General features: G+C 67.9%; 14 protein-coding genes. 6 read left to right on the forward strand and 8 right to left on the reverse strand.

Annotated elements, in window-relative coordinates:
* Position 1: 1 nt before the first annotated feature.
* A complete protein-coding gene (greB, locus tag LGR64_RS18605; protein ID WP_012203948.1) occupies positions 2-568 on the forward strand; it encodes a transcription elongation factor GreB in 567 nt (188 codons plus the stop codon).
* A gap of 4 nt (positions 569-572) precedes the next feature.
* Here greB and LGR64_RS18610 read toward each other — a convergent pair whose 3' ends face one another.
* Positions 573-1,934, reverse strand: a complete 1,362-nt coding sequence (locus LGR64_RS18610; RefSeq protein ID WP_230356520.1) for a lytic murein transglycosylase — start codon at positions 1,932-1,934, stop codon at positions 573-575.
* Positions 1,935-2,020: 86 nt separating this feature from the next.
* Between LGR64_RS18610 and LGR64_RS18615 the strand changes: the two genes are divergently transcribed.
* Positions 2,021-2,887: an NAD-dependent protein deacetylase gene (locus LGR64_RS18615; protein WP_230356522.1), complete on the forward strand. Its 867-nt coding sequence runs from the start codon at positions 2,021-2,023 to the stop codon at positions 2,885-2,887.
* A 27-nt stretch (positions 2,888-2,914) separates the two neighbouring features.
* On the opposite strand, the gene LGR64_RS18620 is transcribed toward LGR64_RS18615, so the two are convergent.
* From LGR64_RS18620 to LGR64_RS18635, 4 genes are all read right to left on the reverse strand, one after another.
* Positions 2,915-5,182, reverse strand: a complete 2,268-nt coding sequence (locus LGR64_RS18620; protein ID WP_012203951.1) for a RelA/SpoT family protein — start codon at positions 5,180-5,182, stop codon at positions 2,915-2,917.
* 101 nt (positions 5,183-5,283) lie between these two features.
* Positions 5,284-5,487: a DNA-directed RNA polymerase subunit omega gene (rpoZ, locus tag LGR64_RS18625; RefSeq protein WP_012203952.1), complete on the reverse strand. Its 204-nt coding sequence runs from the start codon at positions 5,485-5,487 to the stop codon at positions 5,284-5,286.
* An 18-nt stretch (positions 5,488-5,505) separates the two neighbouring features.
* Positions 5,506-6,135, reverse strand: a complete 630-nt coding sequence (gene gmk, locus LGR64_RS18630) for a guanylate kinase (protein ID WP_013803794.1) — start codon at positions 6,133-6,135, stop codon at positions 5,506-5,508.
* 44 nt (positions 6,136-6,179) lie between these two features.
* On the reverse strand, positions 6,180-7,073 hold the full coding sequence (locus tag LGR64_RS18635; protein ID WP_043825178.1) for a YicC/YloC family endoribonuclease: 894 nt from the start codon (positions 7,071-7,073) through the stop codon (positions 6,180-6,182).
* 89 nt (positions 7,074-7,162) lie between these two features.
* Between LGR64_RS18635 and LGR64_RS18640 the strand changes: the two genes are divergently transcribed.
* From LGR64_RS18640 to hemW, 4 genes are all read left to right on the forward strand, one after another.
* Positions 7,163-8,194: a serine/threonine protein kinase gene (locus tag LGR64_RS18640; RefSeq protein ID WP_012203955.1), complete on the forward strand. Its 1,032-nt coding sequence runs from the start codon at positions 7,163-7,165 to the stop codon at positions 8,192-8,194.
* Positions 8,191-9,096, forward strand: coding sequence for a PP2C family protein-serine/threonine phosphatase (locus tag LGR64_RS18645; protein WP_012203956.1), 906 nt, complete (start codon positions 8,191-8,193; stop codon positions 9,094-9,096). The genes LGR64_RS18640 and LGR64_RS18645 overlap by 4 nt, the downstream gene beginning before the upstream one ends.
* Before the next feature lie 99 nt (positions 9,097-9,195).
* Positions 9,196-9,798, forward strand: coding sequence for an RdgB/HAM1 family non-canonical purine NTP pyrophosphatase (rdgB, locus tag LGR64_RS18650; RefSeq protein WP_012203957.1), 603 nt, complete (start codon positions 9,196-9,198; stop codon positions 9,796-9,798).
* The gene (gene hemW / locus LGR64_RS18655; protein WP_230356523.1) at positions 9,795-11,039 is read left to right on the forward strand and encodes a radical SAM family heme chaperone HemW; all 1,245 of its coding nucleotides are present in this window, start codon (positions 9,795-9,797) and stop codon (positions 11,037-11,039) included. Before rdgB ends, hemW begins: the two co-directional genes overlap by 4 nt.
* Positions 11,040-11,116: 77 nt before the next feature.
* Here hemW and LGR64_RS18660 read toward each other — a convergent pair whose 3' ends face one another.
* The 3 genes from LGR64_RS18660 to fahA all read right to left on the reverse strand — a co-directional run bounded on the left by LGR64_RS18660 (position 11,117) and on the right by fahA (position 14,714).
* Positions 11,117-11,467: an I78 family peptidase inhibitor gene (locus LGR64_RS18660; protein WP_012203959.1), complete on the reverse strand. Its 351-nt coding sequence runs from the start codon at positions 11,465-11,467 to the stop codon at positions 11,117-11,119.
* A 151-nt stretch (positions 11,468-11,618) separates the two neighbouring features.
* Complete coding sequence (locus LGR64_RS18665) at positions 11,619-13,247, reverse strand: SPOR domain-containing protein (RefSeq protein WP_230356525.1); 1,629 nt, start codon at positions 13,245-13,247, stop codon at positions 11,619-11,621.
* A gap of 150 nt (positions 13,248-13,397) precedes the next feature.
* Positions 13,398-14,714, reverse strand: coding sequence for a fumarylacetoacetase (gene fahA / locus LGR64_RS18670; RefSeq protein WP_230356527.1), 1,317 nt, complete (start codon positions 14,712-14,714; stop codon positions 13,398-13,400).
* Positions 14,715-14,727: the final 13 nt, after the last annotated feature.

A 14,727-nucleotide genomic window follows, 5' to 3' on the forward strand; every position in this document is an offset into this window, starting at 1 on the left:
TATGAGCAAGGCTTTCACCAAGGAATCCGACGGCGACGACGATGATGAAGTCGGCCTGCCGCCCTTGCCGCCGGGCGGCAAGAACTACATCACGCCCCAGGGCTTCGAGCGGCTGAAGACGGAGCTGCTGGACCTGATCGACAACGAGCGCCCGCGCATCGTGGAAATCGTGCACTGGGCGGCCAGCAATGGCGACCGCTCCGAGAACGGCGACTATCTCTACGGCAAGAAGCGCCTGCGCGAGATCGACCGGCGCATCCGCTTCCTGACCAAGCGGCTGGAGATCGCCGAGGTGGTCGATCCCTCCGTGCATGCCGGCAGCGAGCAGATCTACTTCGGCGCCACCGTCACCTATGTCGATGACGAGGGCGAGGAGCGCACCATCACCATCATGGGCATCGACGAGGCCGACAGCGCACGCCAGCAGGTCAGCTGGATCGCACCCGTCTCGCGCGCCCTGCTCAAGGCCCGTGTGGGCGACGAGGTGGCCTTGCCCACACCCGCAGGTGTGCGCACGCTGGAAGTGCTGGAAGTCACTTACCCGGAGCCGGGCAGCGCCGCCGGGTGAGCGTTCAGGGCTGCAGTTTCTGCAGCAGCTCCAGCGTGGGATAGCCGTCGGCCACCAGGCCCTGGCTTTGCTGGAACTGGCGCAGGCCCGCGCGCGTGGCAGGGCCCATCACGCCATCGGCCGTGCCGGCCGAAAATCCCCGTTCGTTGAGCGCGGCCTGCAAGGCGCGCAACTGCTCGCGCGACAGCGGTGCCAGATCGCGCGGCCAGGCCGCCTGCACGCCCGGGCCGCCGGCCAGTTGCTGCGACAGCAGGCCCACGCCCAACGCGTAATTCACGGAGTTGTTGTAGCGCAGGATGGTGCGGAAGTTGGCTCCCACCATGAAGGCCGGCCCACGCGCGCCGGCCGGTGCGATCACGCTGGCATCGGCCATGGCGGGCAGGGCGGAGCCGTCCAAGGCCTGCACACCCTCGGCTGCCCATTGCGCGCTGTCCTGGCGCACGCTGGTCTCGGCGCGTGCATGGTCAAAGCCTGCCGGCAGGCGTACTTCCACGCCCCAGGGCTCGCCCGTCTTCCAGCCCGAATGGGCCAGATAGTTCGCCGTGGAGGCTGTCACATCGGGCAGGCTGCCCCAGATGTCGCGGCGACCATCGCCATCGGCATCCACCGCATAGGCCAGGAACACGGAGGGCAGGAATTGCGTGTGGCCCATGGCACCCGCCCAGGAGCCGATCATGTGGGCCGCATCGATATCGCCGTTGTCGATGATGCGCAGGGCTGCGAGCAACTCCTTTTGCGCCCAGGCGGCGCGCCGGCCGTCAAAGGCCAGCGTGGCCAGCGCATCGACCGTGGGGAAGTTGCCGAAGTTGCCGCCGAAATTGCTTTCCATGCCCCAGATGGCGGCGATCACCTCGGCCGGCACGCCATAGCGCTGGCTGGCCGACTGCAGCGGTGCAGCCGCTTCGCGCAGCTTGGCGCGACCCTGGGCAATGCGCTGGGCCGATACGGCGCTGTCCAGGTACTGCCAGGGTGTGCGCGTGAACTCGGGCTGCGAGCGGTCCAGCTGCACCGCGCGGCGCTGCAGCCGGGCAGGCTCCAGTGCGCTGCGCACGGTTTTCTCCGAGATGCCGGCGTCCAGCGCCTTGCGCGCGAAATCCCGCTTCCACGCTTCGAAGCTGGTGGCTTCGGCCTGCTGGGCGGCATCCGGCGCGGTGGCGGGTTCGGGCTGCACGGGCGCGACAGGCGCCGTGGGGGCGGGCATGGAGGGCGGCACCGTGACCGGCGCAGGCGCCGGCCGGGACGCGCAGCCGGCCAGCAGCACGGCGGCCAGGGCGGTGGCCAGGGCGGCACGGTTCAGCGCGGCGGGATGGCGGGCGGTGGGAAAGGCTTGGGCTGTGGCTTGGGCGGTGGCGTGTGCGTGGTGCATCCGACCATTGTCTCCGCTGCGCCCCGGCTCGGAGTGCAACACGGTGTTTCTGCATTGGGCGTGCGGGGCCGCTATGCTGTGCGGCCATGACCGCCATCGCTCCGCCGCCATCACCATCCCCGGTTCTGCACGATGCCGCGCTGGCCCTGCGCGCCTTGCTGCCGCCCGGCCGGCGCTGGCTGGTGCTGACGGGCGCGGGCTGCAGCACGGGCTCCGGCATTCCGGACTACCGGGATCTGGAGGGCCAGTGGAAGCGCCCCCAGCCGGTGACGCTGCAGGCCTTCATGGGCAGCCATGCCACGCGCCAGCGCTATTGGGCGCGCAGCCTGCTGGGCTGGCCCGTGATGGCGCAGGCCAGGCCCGGCCAGGCCCACGCGGCACTGGCGCAGTTGCAGCAGCGCGGATGGATCGAAGGCCTGGTCACCCAGAATGTGGACGGCCTGCATACGGCCGCGGGCAGCGATGGCGTCATCGACCTGCACGGACGCATCGCCGCCGTGCGCTGCATGGGCTGCGGCGCCGGCATGGAGCGCGCCGTGCTGCAGGCCATGCTGCTGGAGCGCAACCCCGGCTGGGCCGGCCTGAGCGCCCAGGCCGCGCCCGACGGCGATGCCGATCTGGAGGGGCGCGACTTCAGCCGCTTCGACGTGCTGGCCTGCCCGCACTGCGGCGGCGTGCTCAAGCCGGACGTGGTGTTCTACGGGGAAGGCGTGCCCAGCCAGCGGGTGCAGGCCGTGCGCGCCATGCTGCAGCAGGCCGGCGGGCTGCTGGTCGCCGGTTCTTCGCTGATGGTGTATTCAGGCCTGCGCTTTGTGCATGAGGCCGTGGCCCAGGGCAAGCCGGTGGCCGCCATCAACCAGGGCCGCATGCGCTCCGAGGATTTGCTGGCCCTCAAGATCGAGCAGGACTGCGGCCCGTTGCTGCAGCAACTGGCCCAGGACCTGGCGCAATGAAAAAGCCCCGCAGGAGCGGGGCAGTGTTCAGGGGATGACGCGCGATGCGCGCACCACCGAGTGCACGCGGCGCAGGTTGCGCAGCGCGGACTCCACCTGCTGGTTGTCGTGCACCGAGATCACGAAGCAGAGGTCCGTGGTGCTCATGGCGGCCTCGTCGGCCATGTCCACGCGCAGGATGTCCACCTCGGCGCCGGCCAGCTCGGCCGCCACTCGCGCGAGCACGCCCTTGCCGTTGTTGACGGTGACCACGATGCGTGCCTCGAACAGGCGCGCGGCATCCATGTCATCGGCCCACTCGACCACGATGAAGCGGTCTCTGTCCTTTTCCTGCAGGCGCTGCGCGATCTTGCACTGCGCATGGTGGACGATCAGGCCTTCGCCGCTGCCCAGGTAGCCCACGATGGGGTCGCCCGGCACGGGGCGGCAGCATTGCGCGTAGTGGATGGAGCCCTGGTTGGAGCCGTCCAGCAGCACGGCGCCCTGGAAGGGTCGGTTGCTGGAGTTGAAGCGTTCGCGTGTGAGCAGCAGGGCGTCGGGCCGGTGGCCGTGGCGCGCCATCAGCGCCGTCAGGCGCGAGGCCACCAGCGACGCAATGCGCCGGCCCATGCCGATGTCCACCATCAGGTCGGCGCGGCTGCGGCTGCCGGCCATGCGCAGCACCTCATCCCACAGTGCCTGGTTGGCCTCGTCGGCCGGCGGCACGGCATCCATGCCTTCGGCACGCATGGCCTGGGCCAGCAGGTTCTCGCCCAGGCGGGCCGATTCGCTTTGCGCGGCCGACTTCAGGTAGTGGCGGATCTTGGAGCGCGCGCGGCCCGTCTTCACGAAGCCCAGCCAGGCCGGGTTGGGCGTGGCGTCCTCGGAGGTGACGATCTGCACCACGTCGCCGCTCTTGAGTTCGGTGCGCAGCGGCACTTCCTCGTTGTTGATCCGGGCGGCCGTCATGTGGTTGCCGACCTTGCTGTGGATGGCGTAGGCGAAGTCCACCACGGTGGCGCCGCGCGGCATGGCCATGATCTCGCTCTTGGGCGTGAACACGTAGACGGCGTCGGGGAACAGGTCCACCTTGACGTGGTCCCAGAACTCGGCCGCATCGCGCGTCTCGTTCTGTATGTCCAGCAGCGACTGCAGCCACTGCGTGCCCAGCTGCTCGGAATCGTGGCCGGGCTGGGCCTTGTACAGCCAGTGCGCGGCGACGCCGGCTTCGGCGACGATGTGCATTTCCTCGGTGCGGATCTGGAACTCGATGTTCACGCCCGAGGGGCCCACCAGCGTGGTGTGCAGCGACTGGTAGCCATTGTTCTTGGCAATGGCGATGTAGTCCTTGAAGCGGCCCGGCATGGGCTTGTACATCTGGTGCAGCACGCCCAGCGCGGTGTAGCAGTCGATCACGCGCGGCAGGATGACGCGAAATCCGTAGACGTCCGTCACCTTGGCAAAGCTCAGCTGGTTCTTCTCCATGCGCAGATAGAGCGAATACAGCGTGCTTTCGCGCCCTGCCAGGCGTGCCTGCAGGCCTGCGCCGGCGAACTCCGCATTGACCTCGTCCTGCACGCGCTGGACCAGGTCGCGGCGGCGCTTGCGCGAGCGGGCGATGGCCTTTTCCAGCGTGGCATAGCGCCAGGGGTGCAGGTGGCGGAAGGCCAGGTCCTGCAGCTCGCGGTAGGTCTGGTTCAGGCCCAGGCGGTGGGCGATGGGTGCGTAGATCTCCAGCGTCTCCGACGAGATGCGGCCCCACTTGTTGCGCGGCATGTCGCCCATGGTGCGCATGTTGTGGGTGCGGTCGGCCAGCTTGATCAGGATGACGCGCACATCGCGCGCCATGGCCAGGAGCATCTTGCGGAAGGACTCGGCCTGGTTTTCCTCACGCGTGTTGAACTGCAGCTTGTCCAGCTTGGTGAGGCCGTCGACCAGTTCGGCCACGTCCTGGCCGAAGCGCTGGGCGAGGTCCGCCTTGGTGACGCCGCAGTCTTCCATCGCATCGTGCAGCAGCGCGGCCATCAGGGCCGGGGCGTCGAGCTTCCAGCTCGCGCACAGCGCGGTGACGGCAATGGGATGGGTGATGTAGGGTTCGCCGCTGCTGCGCCACTGGTCGCTGTGGGCCAGGTCGGCAAAGGCATAGGCTTCGCGCACCTGCTCGATGCTGGTGGCATCCAGGTAACCCAGGTGCTCCATCAGTCCGGCAAAGGCATTGGCCGACACGCTCGCTGCCTGCTCTGCAGACATGCGCTCGGGCCGGGGTGTCGGTACGGGATCAGAGGGGGCTGTGAACGAAGTCAAGGCCGCTTTCATGACTTAAATGTAGCGTGCATGCGGGTTTGTGCAGGCTTCATGTAAAAAAAGCACCGCTGTGCGGTGCTCTTTGTGGGGCCATTGTGTTGCTTTGCAGCAAATCAGCCCGGAACCTTCTTCAGCATCTCCAGGCCGACCTTGCCTTCGGCGATCTCGCGCAGGGCGGTGACACCGGGCTTGTTCTTGGTTTCGATCCTGGGCGTGTGGCCCTGGCTCAGCATGCGGGCGCGGTAGGTGGCGGCCAACACGAGCTGGAAGCGGTTAGGGATCTGCTCCAGGCAGTCTTCAACAGTGATGCGTGCCATCAGGATCTCCGGGAAACGTCAGTTGGGTACAGAAATATTGAGAGACTCGAAGGTCTCTGCGCGGCGGCTGCGCTGAGCCGCATACTTGAGGCGCTGGGCGTGGATGATCGTCTTGAGATCAAACAGTGCGCTCTCGAACAATTCGTTGATTATAACGAAGTCGAATTTCGCCACCTGGGCCATCTCCTCGGCCGCGTTCGTCAGGCGCAGCTCGATCACCTCGGGCGCATCCTCGCCCCGGTTTTCCAGGCGTGCGCGAAGCTCGTCCCAGCTGGGCGGCAGGATGAAGATCAGAACGGCGTTCGGAAACGCTTCCTTGACCTGCAGCGCGCCCTGGTAGTCGATCTCCAGCAGCACGTCGGTGCCGACCTGGATGCGCTCTTCCAGCGCCTTCTTGGCCGTGCCGTAGCGGCGGCTGTGCACATTCGCCCATTCGACGAAGGCGTTGTTCGACACCATGGTGTCGAATTCCTGGTCGGAGACGAAGTAGTACTCGCGGCCGTGCTTTTCCTGGCCACGCGGCGCGCGGGTGGTGTGGGAGACGGAGGGCGAGACGCGCGCATCGAACTCGCGCAGGGCTCGCACCAGGCTGGACTTGCCGGCCCCGCTGGGGGCCGAGACGACAAAAAGGTTTCCGGGGTAATCCATGGATTTGTGCGCAGTTTGGTTACGCATGGGCATCTGTGATGGGCTTATTCGATGTTCTGCACCTGCTCGCGCATCTGCTCGATCAGCACCTTCATGTCCACGCTGATGCGGGTCAGCTCCAGCGTGGCGGACTTGGAGCCCAGCGTGTTGGCTTCGCGGTGCAGTTCCTGGATCAGGAAATCCAGGCGCTTGCCGATCTCGCCGCCCTTCTTGAGCAGGCTCTGGATCTCGTCCAGGTGCGAGTCCAGGCGGGTGACTTCTTCCGCCACGTCGATGCGGATGGCAAAGGCCGTGGCCTCGGTCAGGGCGCGGTCCTGGGCGGCTTCGGGCGCCACGGCGCCTTCGGCCAGGGCCATCGCTTCCTTCCAGCGCTCCATGAAGCGCAGGCGCTGCTGCTCCACGAGCTGGGGCACCAGGGGCGTGGCGTCTGCCGCGAGCTTGCGCAGCTGGGCGATGCGGTCCAGCAGCATGGTGGCCAGGCGCTTGCCTTCGCGGGCGCGGGCCTCCAGCAGTTCGGTCAGGGCCTGCTCTGCCAGCGTGGGCAGCATGCTGCTCCAGTCGATGGCCGAGTTGGCGCCGCCGCTGGCAAGGCGCAGTGCGTCGGAGACGGACAGGCTGCGAGCGTCGGGCAGCCATGACTGGACGGTGTCCTGGAGCATGGCCAGGCGCTGCAGCATGGCGGTGGAGGGATCGGGCAGGGAGTTGCCGTCGTCGTTGTCGATGGCGGCGCGCACTTCGACCTTGCCGCGTTTGAGGCGGGCGGTCAGAAGGGCCCGCAAGGCCGGCTCATGGGCGCGCAACTCGTCGGGCAGGCGGAACGAAAGATCCAGGAAGCGGCTGTTGACCGAGCGGATCTCCAGACCGAGCCGGCTGTTGCGGCCCGACGCTCCACCATCTTCTGCGGACGCGCCGTGCTGGGCACTGGCGTATCCGGTCATGCTGTAAACTGGCATTGGACTTTTGATGGATGCTTGCAATTGCCCGATTATCCGGGTTTCGCCTCATCCCTGAGACTCACCGGAGAAAAATGTCTTCCAAGATCAAGCCGGCGCCATTGCCGCCAGGCAGCACGATCGGCGGCTATCGGGTGGTGCGCAGGCTTGCTTCCGGCGGTTTCGGCGTCGTTTACCTGGCCTTGGATGCAGAGGGCAAGCAGGTTGCGATCAAGGAATACCTGCCCGCATCGCTGGCCACCCGTGCCCCCGGAGAGTTGCAGCCCGCCGTGGCTCCCGAAAAGCTTTCACTGTACCGCCTGGGCCTCAAGAGCTTCTTCGAGGAAGGGCGTTCCCTTGCACAGATCTCGCACGCTTCCGTGGTCAGCGTGCTCAACTTCTTTCGCGAGAACGAAACCGTCTACATGGTGATGAACTACCTGGAGGGTGCCACCCTGCAGGACTTCGTTGTCACCGCGCGCGAGCTCAAGGCCGAGAAGGTGTTCCGCGAATCGACCATCCGCTCGCTGTTCGACGAGGTGCTGCGCGGCCTGCGCATCGTGCACCAGCACAAGATGCTGCACCTGGACATCAAGCCGGCCAACATCTTCATCACCAATGATGACCGCGCCGTGATGATCGACTTCGGCGCGGCGCGCGAGGTGCTGTCCAAGGAGGGCAACTTCATCCGCCCCATGTACACGCCGGGCTTTGCCGCGCCCGAGATGTACCGCCGCGATGCGTCGCTCGGCCCCTGGACCGACATCTACGCGATTGGCGCCTGCATCTATGCCTGCATGCAGGGCTTTCCGCCCAACGAGGCGCCGCAGCGCCAGGATAAGGACCGGCTCACGCTGGCGCTGACCAAGCTGCGCGGCGTGTACTCGGACAACCTCATCGAAGTCGTCGAGTGGTGCATGGCCATGGACCCGGGTTCGCGCCCGCAGTCGGTGTTTGCGCTGCAAAAGGAATTGAGCCGCGAGGGTGAGCGCCGCTACACCAAGCTCAGTGTCTCCGAGCGCATGCGCCTGCAACTGGACACGCTGGTGACCGACGCCAAGAAGAACATGCAGAAGATCAGCGGCGCGGCAGGCCTGCCGGCCGTCGGCCAGGAGCGCAAGCCATGAGGTTTTCGGTATTTCAGCTGAGCCGCCGCGGCGGCCGGGCGCTCAATGAAGACCGCATGGGCTACTGCTACACGCGGGAGGCCGTGCTCTTCGTGCTGGCCGACGGCATGGGCGGCCATCCCGAAGGCGAAGTCGCCGCGCAGCTGGCGTTGCAGGTGATGTCCGTGCATTTCCAGCGCCAGGCCAAGCCGCTGCTGGACGATCCGCAGGGCTTTCTGGTCGATGCGCTGCTGCATGCGCACCGGCAGATCCTGCGCTACGCCAGCGCCAAGGGCATGATCGATACGCCGCGCACCACGCTGGTGGCGGCCGTCATCCAGAAGGGCAAGATCACCTGGATCCACTGCGGTGACTCGCGCCTGTACCTGGTGCGCGGTGGCGAGTTGCTGGTGCGCACACGCGACCACTCCTATCTGGAGATGGGCGAGATCGCCGCGCAGCTCAAGACATCCAGCCGCAATGTGCTGTTCACCTGCCTGGGCTCGCCGTCCAAGCCCATCTACGACGTGACCGAGCCGCGCCGGCTGGAGCAGGGCGACAAGCTGCTGCTGTGCTCCGACGGCCTGTGGGGCAGCGTGGACGAAGGGCACCTGATGCGCACCCTGCACGGCCGCACCGTGTCCCAGGCCATCCCCCAACTGGTGGAAACGGCGCTGCGCAACGCGGGCGATGCCAGCGACAACGTCACGGCCATCGCCATGGAGTGGGAGACGCCCGACGCCTTCGAGTCCACCATGGGCATCTCCACCCAGGACATCGAGAACGACGCGTTTGAATCCACGATCCAGGGGGGGCCAATCGAAGACCTGGAAGATGAGCTGGATGACGCCGCCATCGAGCGCTCCATCGCCGAGATCAACGAGGCGATACGCCGCTCGGCCGAGCGCCAGTTCAAGCGCTGAACGCCGCTGCCGGCCCGCAGCAGCGGTGCCGGTGGCGCGCATGGACTACCGAACCTATTGACGACAAAGGGCGCACGGGCGCCCGACTGGATTTCTACGATGAAGATTGTGTTGGCCTCCAACAACCGCGGCAAGCTCGCCGAGCTGCAAGCCATGTTCGCCCCGCTGGGCGTTGAACTGATTCGCCAGGGCGACCTGTTCGAGGGCGAGGCGCCCGAGCCGCATTGCACCTTCGTGGAGAACGCGCTGTCCAAGGCCCGCTTCGCGGCCGAGCGCACGGGCCTGCCCGCCATTGCCGACGACGCCGGCATGTGCGTCTCGCACTTCGGCGGCCTGCCGGGCGTGGACACGGCCTACTACTGCACGCAGTTCGGCTACGAGAAAAGCGACGACAACAACGTGCGCGCCCTGCTGGAGCAGATGCAGGGCGTGGCCGACCGCCGCGCCGCCATGGTCAGCACCCTGGTGGGTGTGCGCAGCGCCAGGGACCCCGAGCCGCTGATCGCCATGGGCCGTGTGCTCGGCGAGATCACCACAGAGCGCCGTGGCACGCAGGGCTTCGGCTTCGACCCCGTGATGTACATCCCCGAGCTGGGCCAGACCTTTGCCGAGATGGACCCGGCCGTGAAGCACGCGCACAGCCACCGCGGCCGCGCCACGCTGCAGATGATCGAACTCGTGCGCGAGCGCTGGGTGCGATGATTCCCATCCAGCCCCAGGATTCGGCCTCCGGCGCCCAGGCCGCCGTGCAGCGCGACATCCAGCACTACATGCGCCCCGGTACGCTGCAGCTGGGCAGCCTGCCGCCGCTGTCGCTGTATGTGCACCTGCCCTGGTGCATTCGCAAGTGCCCGTACTGCGACTTCAACTCGCACGAGCACGGCCGCGACGGCCCCGAGCTGCCCGAAGACCGCTACATCGACGCCCTGGTCGCCGACCTGGAGAGCGCGCTGCCGCTGATCTGGGGCCGCACGGTGCACAGCATCTTCATCGGCGGCGGCACGCCCAGCCTGTTCTCGCCCGAGGCCATCGACCGGCTGCTGGCCGCCATCCGCGCGCGCCTGCGCATGGAAGCCGACTGCGAGATCACCATGGAGGCCAACCCCGGCACCTTCGAGACCGACCGCTTCCGCGCCTTCCGTGCGGCCGGTGTGACGCGGCTGTCCATTGGCGTGCAGAGCTTTGACGACCGCCTGCTGCAGGCCGTGGGCCGCGTGCACGACGGCGCCCAGGCGCGTGCGGCCGTGCGCGAGGCGGCCGACAGCTTCGAGACCTTCAACATCGACCTGATGTACGCGCTGCCCGGCCAGACCGAACTGGACCTGGCGCGGGACCTGGACGTGGCCATGTCCTTCGCCCCGCCGCATCTGTCGGTCTATCACCTGACCATCGAGCCCAATACGTATTTCGCCAAGTTTCCGCCGGCCATCCCCGAGGACGACCTGGCCTACGACATGCTGGACCGCATCACCGCGCGCACCGCTGCCGCGGGCATGCAGCGCTACGAGATCTCGGCCTATGCGCGTGAGGGCCACCAGTGCTGGCACAACCGCAACTACTGGCAGTTCGGCGACTACCTGGGCATAGGCGCGGGCGCGCACAGCAAGCTCAGCTTTGCGCACCGCATCGTGCGCCAGGTGCGCTTTCGCGATCCCGCGCGCTACATGGACCAGGCACTGGCCGGCGCGCCGCTGGCGCAGGACGGCGAGGTGCGCCGTGCCGACCTGCCCTTCGAGTACATGCTCAACGCGCTGCGCCTGCGCGAAGGCTTTGCGCTGCAGGACTTCATGGAGCGCACGGGCCTGCCGCTGTCCTCCATCGCCAAGGGGCTGGACGCCGCACAGGCCAAGGGCCTGATCACGCGCGACCTGGGGCGGGTGGTGCCCACGGAGCGCGGCTTTGACTTCCTCAGCGATCTGCAGGAGCTGTTCCTGGCCGAGTGAGCCTGCGCACCGCCGTTGAAAAAAGGACGCCTAGGCGTCCTTTTTTCATCCAGCGCCACAGCGCAATCGGTCGGCGATCAGCCGCAGCGCACGGCCACGATGCGGCCTGTGCCGTCGACCACCAGGTTCAGGCGTTCCTGGTTGAACTCCATCGTCGTTGGCTGGCCTTCGCGCAGCACGCGGGCCATGTAGGCGCCCGACTGCTTGCGGGCGGCCTCCAGCGTGGCCGAGGTATTGCTCTTGCCCACGAAGGACTGGGCCGATGCCGCATTGCAGACCTGCACGGGGCGCGGGGCCGGTTGCGCCGCGCCGCCGCTGCTGCCACCAAAAGGATTGCTCATGCCGGCGCAGCCTGCCACCAGGGTGGTGGCGCCCAGCAGGGCCAGGGCGGCAAGGCGGCGTTGGAGGGCGGGGGCGGTCATCGGCATGGTCTGTCTCCTCGATTCATGGGGTGTTGCTGCGCAGTATCAGGGCAGGCGCGGGCGCGCTGCCTCGGACAATGCCGCATACCTTAGCCGGGCTGAGCCGGGCCAAGGCGAAGCCGAAGGCATGCGGAAGTAACAGGTGGCAGCAAAGGCTTCAGCGCCGCGCGCTGCGGCCTTCCGCGGGGGCGTGGTGGAAGACCGTGGCCTCCATGCCCATGGCGCGTATCTTGGCGGCCGCCTGATCGGCGCTGCGTTGCTTGGCAAAGGGGCCCGAGCGCACGCGCACGATCTCGCCCTTGTTGCTGTGCAGGGTCTGGCTGAGCGTGGGCAGCTTGGCTTTCTCCAGCCGCTCCACCACGCGCCCGGCATTGCCAGCTTCAGAGAACACGCCGATGTTGATGTAGTAGTTGCCCGGCTCCAGAGCCGCCGAGGCGGCCTTGGCAGGTGCCGGGACCTTTGCGACGGGTTCGGCAGGCTTGGCGGGCTTGGCCGGTTTGGTTTCAGCCGCCACCTTGGAGGGCTTGGCGGGTGCTGGCGTGGCTGCGTGCACGGACGCTGGCGCAGGTGCAGGTGCAGGTGCAGGTGCAGGTGCAGGTGCAGGTGCAGGTGCTTTGGCTGGCACCAACGCGGCCTTGACGGGAATGGCTGCCGCTGCAGTGGCAGCGACGGCACCCGCAGCGCCGGCCGCTGCCACGACGGGCATGGGTTCGACCGTGCCGGAGACAGTGCTGCCGGCAGCGGGCAAGGGCGCTTGCGGATCAGGGCGCGCCTCGGTCTGGGCAACCGGCTCTTGCGGCTGGGGCTGGGGCTGGGGCTGGGGCGTGGGAGTGGGGGCGGGTGTGGACGCCGGTTCCGTCCTTGGCGTTTCAACGGCAGCTACGGCTGCGGCGGGTGTTGGCGCCACGGCTGGTGCAGCTGGCGAAACTGGTGCAGCGGCCGGTATGGATTCGGACGGGATCACCTCGGTCTGTGCCGCCATGAAATGTGATGCGCCCGACAGCGCCCAGATGCCTGCACCGGCAGCGGCGGTAAGCACCGCACCGGCCGCCACGGCCAGCCGCTTGCGCAGGGGCGTGGCCGCGCGGCGGGCCAGGCGTTCGTGCGCTGCGGCCATGTTGGGGGCCTCGCCAATGGCTTGCAGCGTGTGGCGGCGCACATGGTGCCAGTACAGGGCATTGGCGCCCAGGCCGGGAATGGCAATGGCCAGCAGGATCAGCGTGGCATCGATGCCGTGGGCAATCGCCGGGGGCAGGCCCAGCGCGGGGCGCAGCAGCAGGCCCCAGACCAGGCCCGTGCCGCCGGCGGCCAGCGCATAGAGGCCGCCCTCTTGCCACAGCCCGCGCAGCCCGCACCAGGGCAGGGTGAACAGGCCTGCGGCCAGGTTCCATGTAGGCAAGGGCTTGCCCAGCGCGTCGAAGCGCTCGAACAGGCGCAGGTAGTAGTCGCGCGAGGGCTCGCCAATCAGGCTGGCGTACAGGCCCGGCATCAGGCCGGCGCCCTGTCCGCCCGTGAAGCTGGTGACGCCGGAATGTGCGCCGGCGCCTGCCCGCTCGTTGGGGGCAGCGGCGTCATCGCCGTGCTGCAGCGCATAGGCTGCGGCGGCGAAGGCGCTGGCTATCGAGGGCGGCAGTTTGCTGGGGCTCTTGGGAGAGTCGGCCGTGTCGGGCCTGCTGGCACTGCCGGGCTCGGCAAAGGCGGGCTCCTGCCGGGCAGGGGCCGCCTGCCTTCCGAAGTCGATGGTGGCGGGAGGTGCTGAGATGGCGTCTTCCGATGGGGCGGGCATGTCAGCAATTGTGTCATGCACTCATGGCTGTCGGAATCACGACATTCGGGCGGATCGATCGGGTGAATCAATCGGGCAGATCCATCGCGCAGATCAATCGCGCAGATCAATCGGGCCGCTCCATCGGCCCCGATCGATCTGCCTTTGCCATCAGGCCTGGCGCGCGGGCAGCACGGTGGCGCGGCACTCGCCGAAGCCGATGCGCGCGGCGCCCGGCTTCTCGCACCAGCCGCGCAGGATCACGGCATCGCCATCCTGCAGGAAGGTGCGGCTCTCGCCATTGGCCAGGGCCACGGGCTTCTTGCCGCCTTCGGTCAGCTCCAGCAGCGCACCGGCCTCGCTGGAGGTGGGGCCGGACAGCGTGCCCGTGCCCAGCAGGTCACCGGGCTGCAGGTCGCAGCCGTTGACGCTGTGGTGGGCCACCAGCTGGGCCATGGTCCAGTAGGCGTGGCGGTAGCTGGTGTGGGTGATCTGCTGGGCGGCCTGGCCTTCGGCGCGCATGCGGCCGGTCTCCAGCGCCACGCTCAGCTGCACGTCGAACGCGCCGCGCTCGGAATTGGCGGCCGAGCTCAGGTAGGGCAGGGGCTGGGGATCTGCGGCGGGCCGCGTGAAGGCCGTGCGGTAGGGCTCCAGCGCCTCCAGCGTCACGATCCAGGGCGAGACCGTGGTGGCGAAGTTCTTCGACAGGAAAGGGCCCAGCGGCTGGTACTCCCAGGCCTGGATGTCGCGCGCCGACCAGTCGTTGAGCAGGCACAGGCCGAAGATGTGGTTCTCTGCCTCGTCCATGGAAATCGCCTCGCCCCAGGCGTTGCCGGCGCCTGTGTAGATGCCCATCTCCAACTCATAGTCCAGGCGTGCGCAGGGCTTGAGTGCGGGCGCGGCGGCGTCGGGCGCCTTCAGCTGGCCCATGGGGCGGCGGAAGTCCACGCCCGACACGCGCAGGCTGGACGCACGGCCGTGGTAGCCAATCGGCACCCACTTGTAGTTTTCCATCAGCGGGTTGTCCGGGCGGAACAGCTTGCCGACGTTGGTGGCGTGGTGCACCGAGGTATAGAAGTCCGTGTAGTCGCCGACCTGTGCCGGCACCGTGTATTCCACGTCGGACTGGGCCACCAGGCAATCCTGCAGGGCCACCTGCGCGGCAGCGCCTTCGCGCAGCGCGCGCGACAGCGCCAGGCGCAGGGCCGACCAGGCGGCCGGTCCCATGGCCATGAAGCCGTTCAGGTGCTGTTGCGAAGCGGCCTCCAGATGCGGCTGCACGGCATCGCCCAGGGCCTTGAGGGCGCTGGCGCGCGCCAGGTCCAGCACCTGGTCGCCAATGGCCACGCCGCCGCGCCATGCCTCCTGGCTGCCTGCGCGGCGGAACACCGCGTAGGGCAGGTTCTGGATGGGAAAGTCGCTGGCGCCGGTGTTGGCCGAGGCCACCCAGCTGCGCAGGCCTGCGTCATGGGTTTCGTTCAAGGACATCTGTCTCTCCTGG

The sequence above is a fragment of the Delftia sp. Lp-1 genome, assembly GCF_020523835.1.
Lineage (GTDB): Bacteria > Pseudomonadota > Gammaproteobacteria > Burkholderiales > Burkholderiaceae_C > Comamonas > Comamonas acidovorans.

What these genes read in the sequence shown, in the direction of transcription:
- greB (WP_012203948.1), top strand. Translation starts at nt 2, where the DNA reads ATGAGCAAGGCTTTCACCAAGGAATCCGACGGCGACGACGATGATGAA.
- LGR64_RS18610 (WP_230356520.1), bottom strand. Translation starts at nt 1,934, where the DNA reads ATGCACCACGCACACGCCACCGCCCAAGCCACAGCCCAAGCCTTTCCC.
- LGR64_RS18615 (WP_230356522.1), top strand. Translation starts at nt 2,021, where the DNA reads ATGACCGCCATCGCTCCGCCGCCATCACCATCCCCGGTTCTGCACGAT.
- LGR64_RS18620 (WP_012203951.1), bottom strand. Translation starts at nt 5,182, where the DNA reads ATGAAAGCGGCCTTGACTTCGTTCACAGCCCCCTCTGATCCCGTACCG.
- rpoZ (WP_012203952.1), bottom strand. Translation starts at nt 5,487, where the DNA reads ATGGCACGCATCACTGTTGAAGACTGCCTGGAGCAGATCCCTAACCGC.
- gmk (WP_013803794.1), bottom strand. Translation starts at nt 6,135, where the DNA reads ATGGATTACCCCGGAAACCTTTTTGTCGTCTCGGCCCCCAGCGGGGCC.
- LGR64_RS18635 (WP_043825178.1), bottom strand. Translation starts at nt 7,073, where the DNA reads ATGACCGGATACGCCAGTGCCCAGCACGGCGCGTCCGCAGAAGATGGT.
- LGR64_RS18640 (WP_012203955.1), top strand. Translation starts at nt 7,163, where the DNA reads ATGTCTTCCAAGATCAAGCCGGCGCCATTGCCGCCAGGCAGCACGATC.
- LGR64_RS18645 (WP_012203956.1), top strand. Translation starts at nt 8,191, where the DNA reads ATGAGGTTTTCGGTATTTCAGCTGAGCCGCCGCGGCGGCCGGGCGCTC.
- rdgB (WP_012203957.1), top strand. Translation starts at nt 9,196, where the DNA reads ATGAAGATTGTGTTGGCCTCCAACAACCGCGGCAAGCTCGCCGAGCTG.
- hemW (WP_230356523.1), top strand. Translation starts at nt 9,795, where the DNA reads ATGATTCCCATCCAGCCCCAGGATTCGGCCTCCGGCGCCCAGGCCGCC.
- LGR64_RS18660 (WP_012203959.1), bottom strand. Translation starts at nt 11,467, where the DNA reads ATGCCGATGACCGCCCCCGCCCTCCAACGCCGCCTTGCCGCCCTGGCC.
- LGR64_RS18665 (WP_230356525.1), bottom strand. Translation starts at nt 13,247, where the DNA reads ATGCCCGCCCCATCGGAAGACGCCATCTCAGCACCTCCCGCCACCATC.
- fahA (WP_230356527.1), bottom strand. Translation starts at nt 14,714, where the DNA reads ATGTCCTTGAACGAAACCCATGACGCAGGCCTGCGCAGCTGGGTGGCC.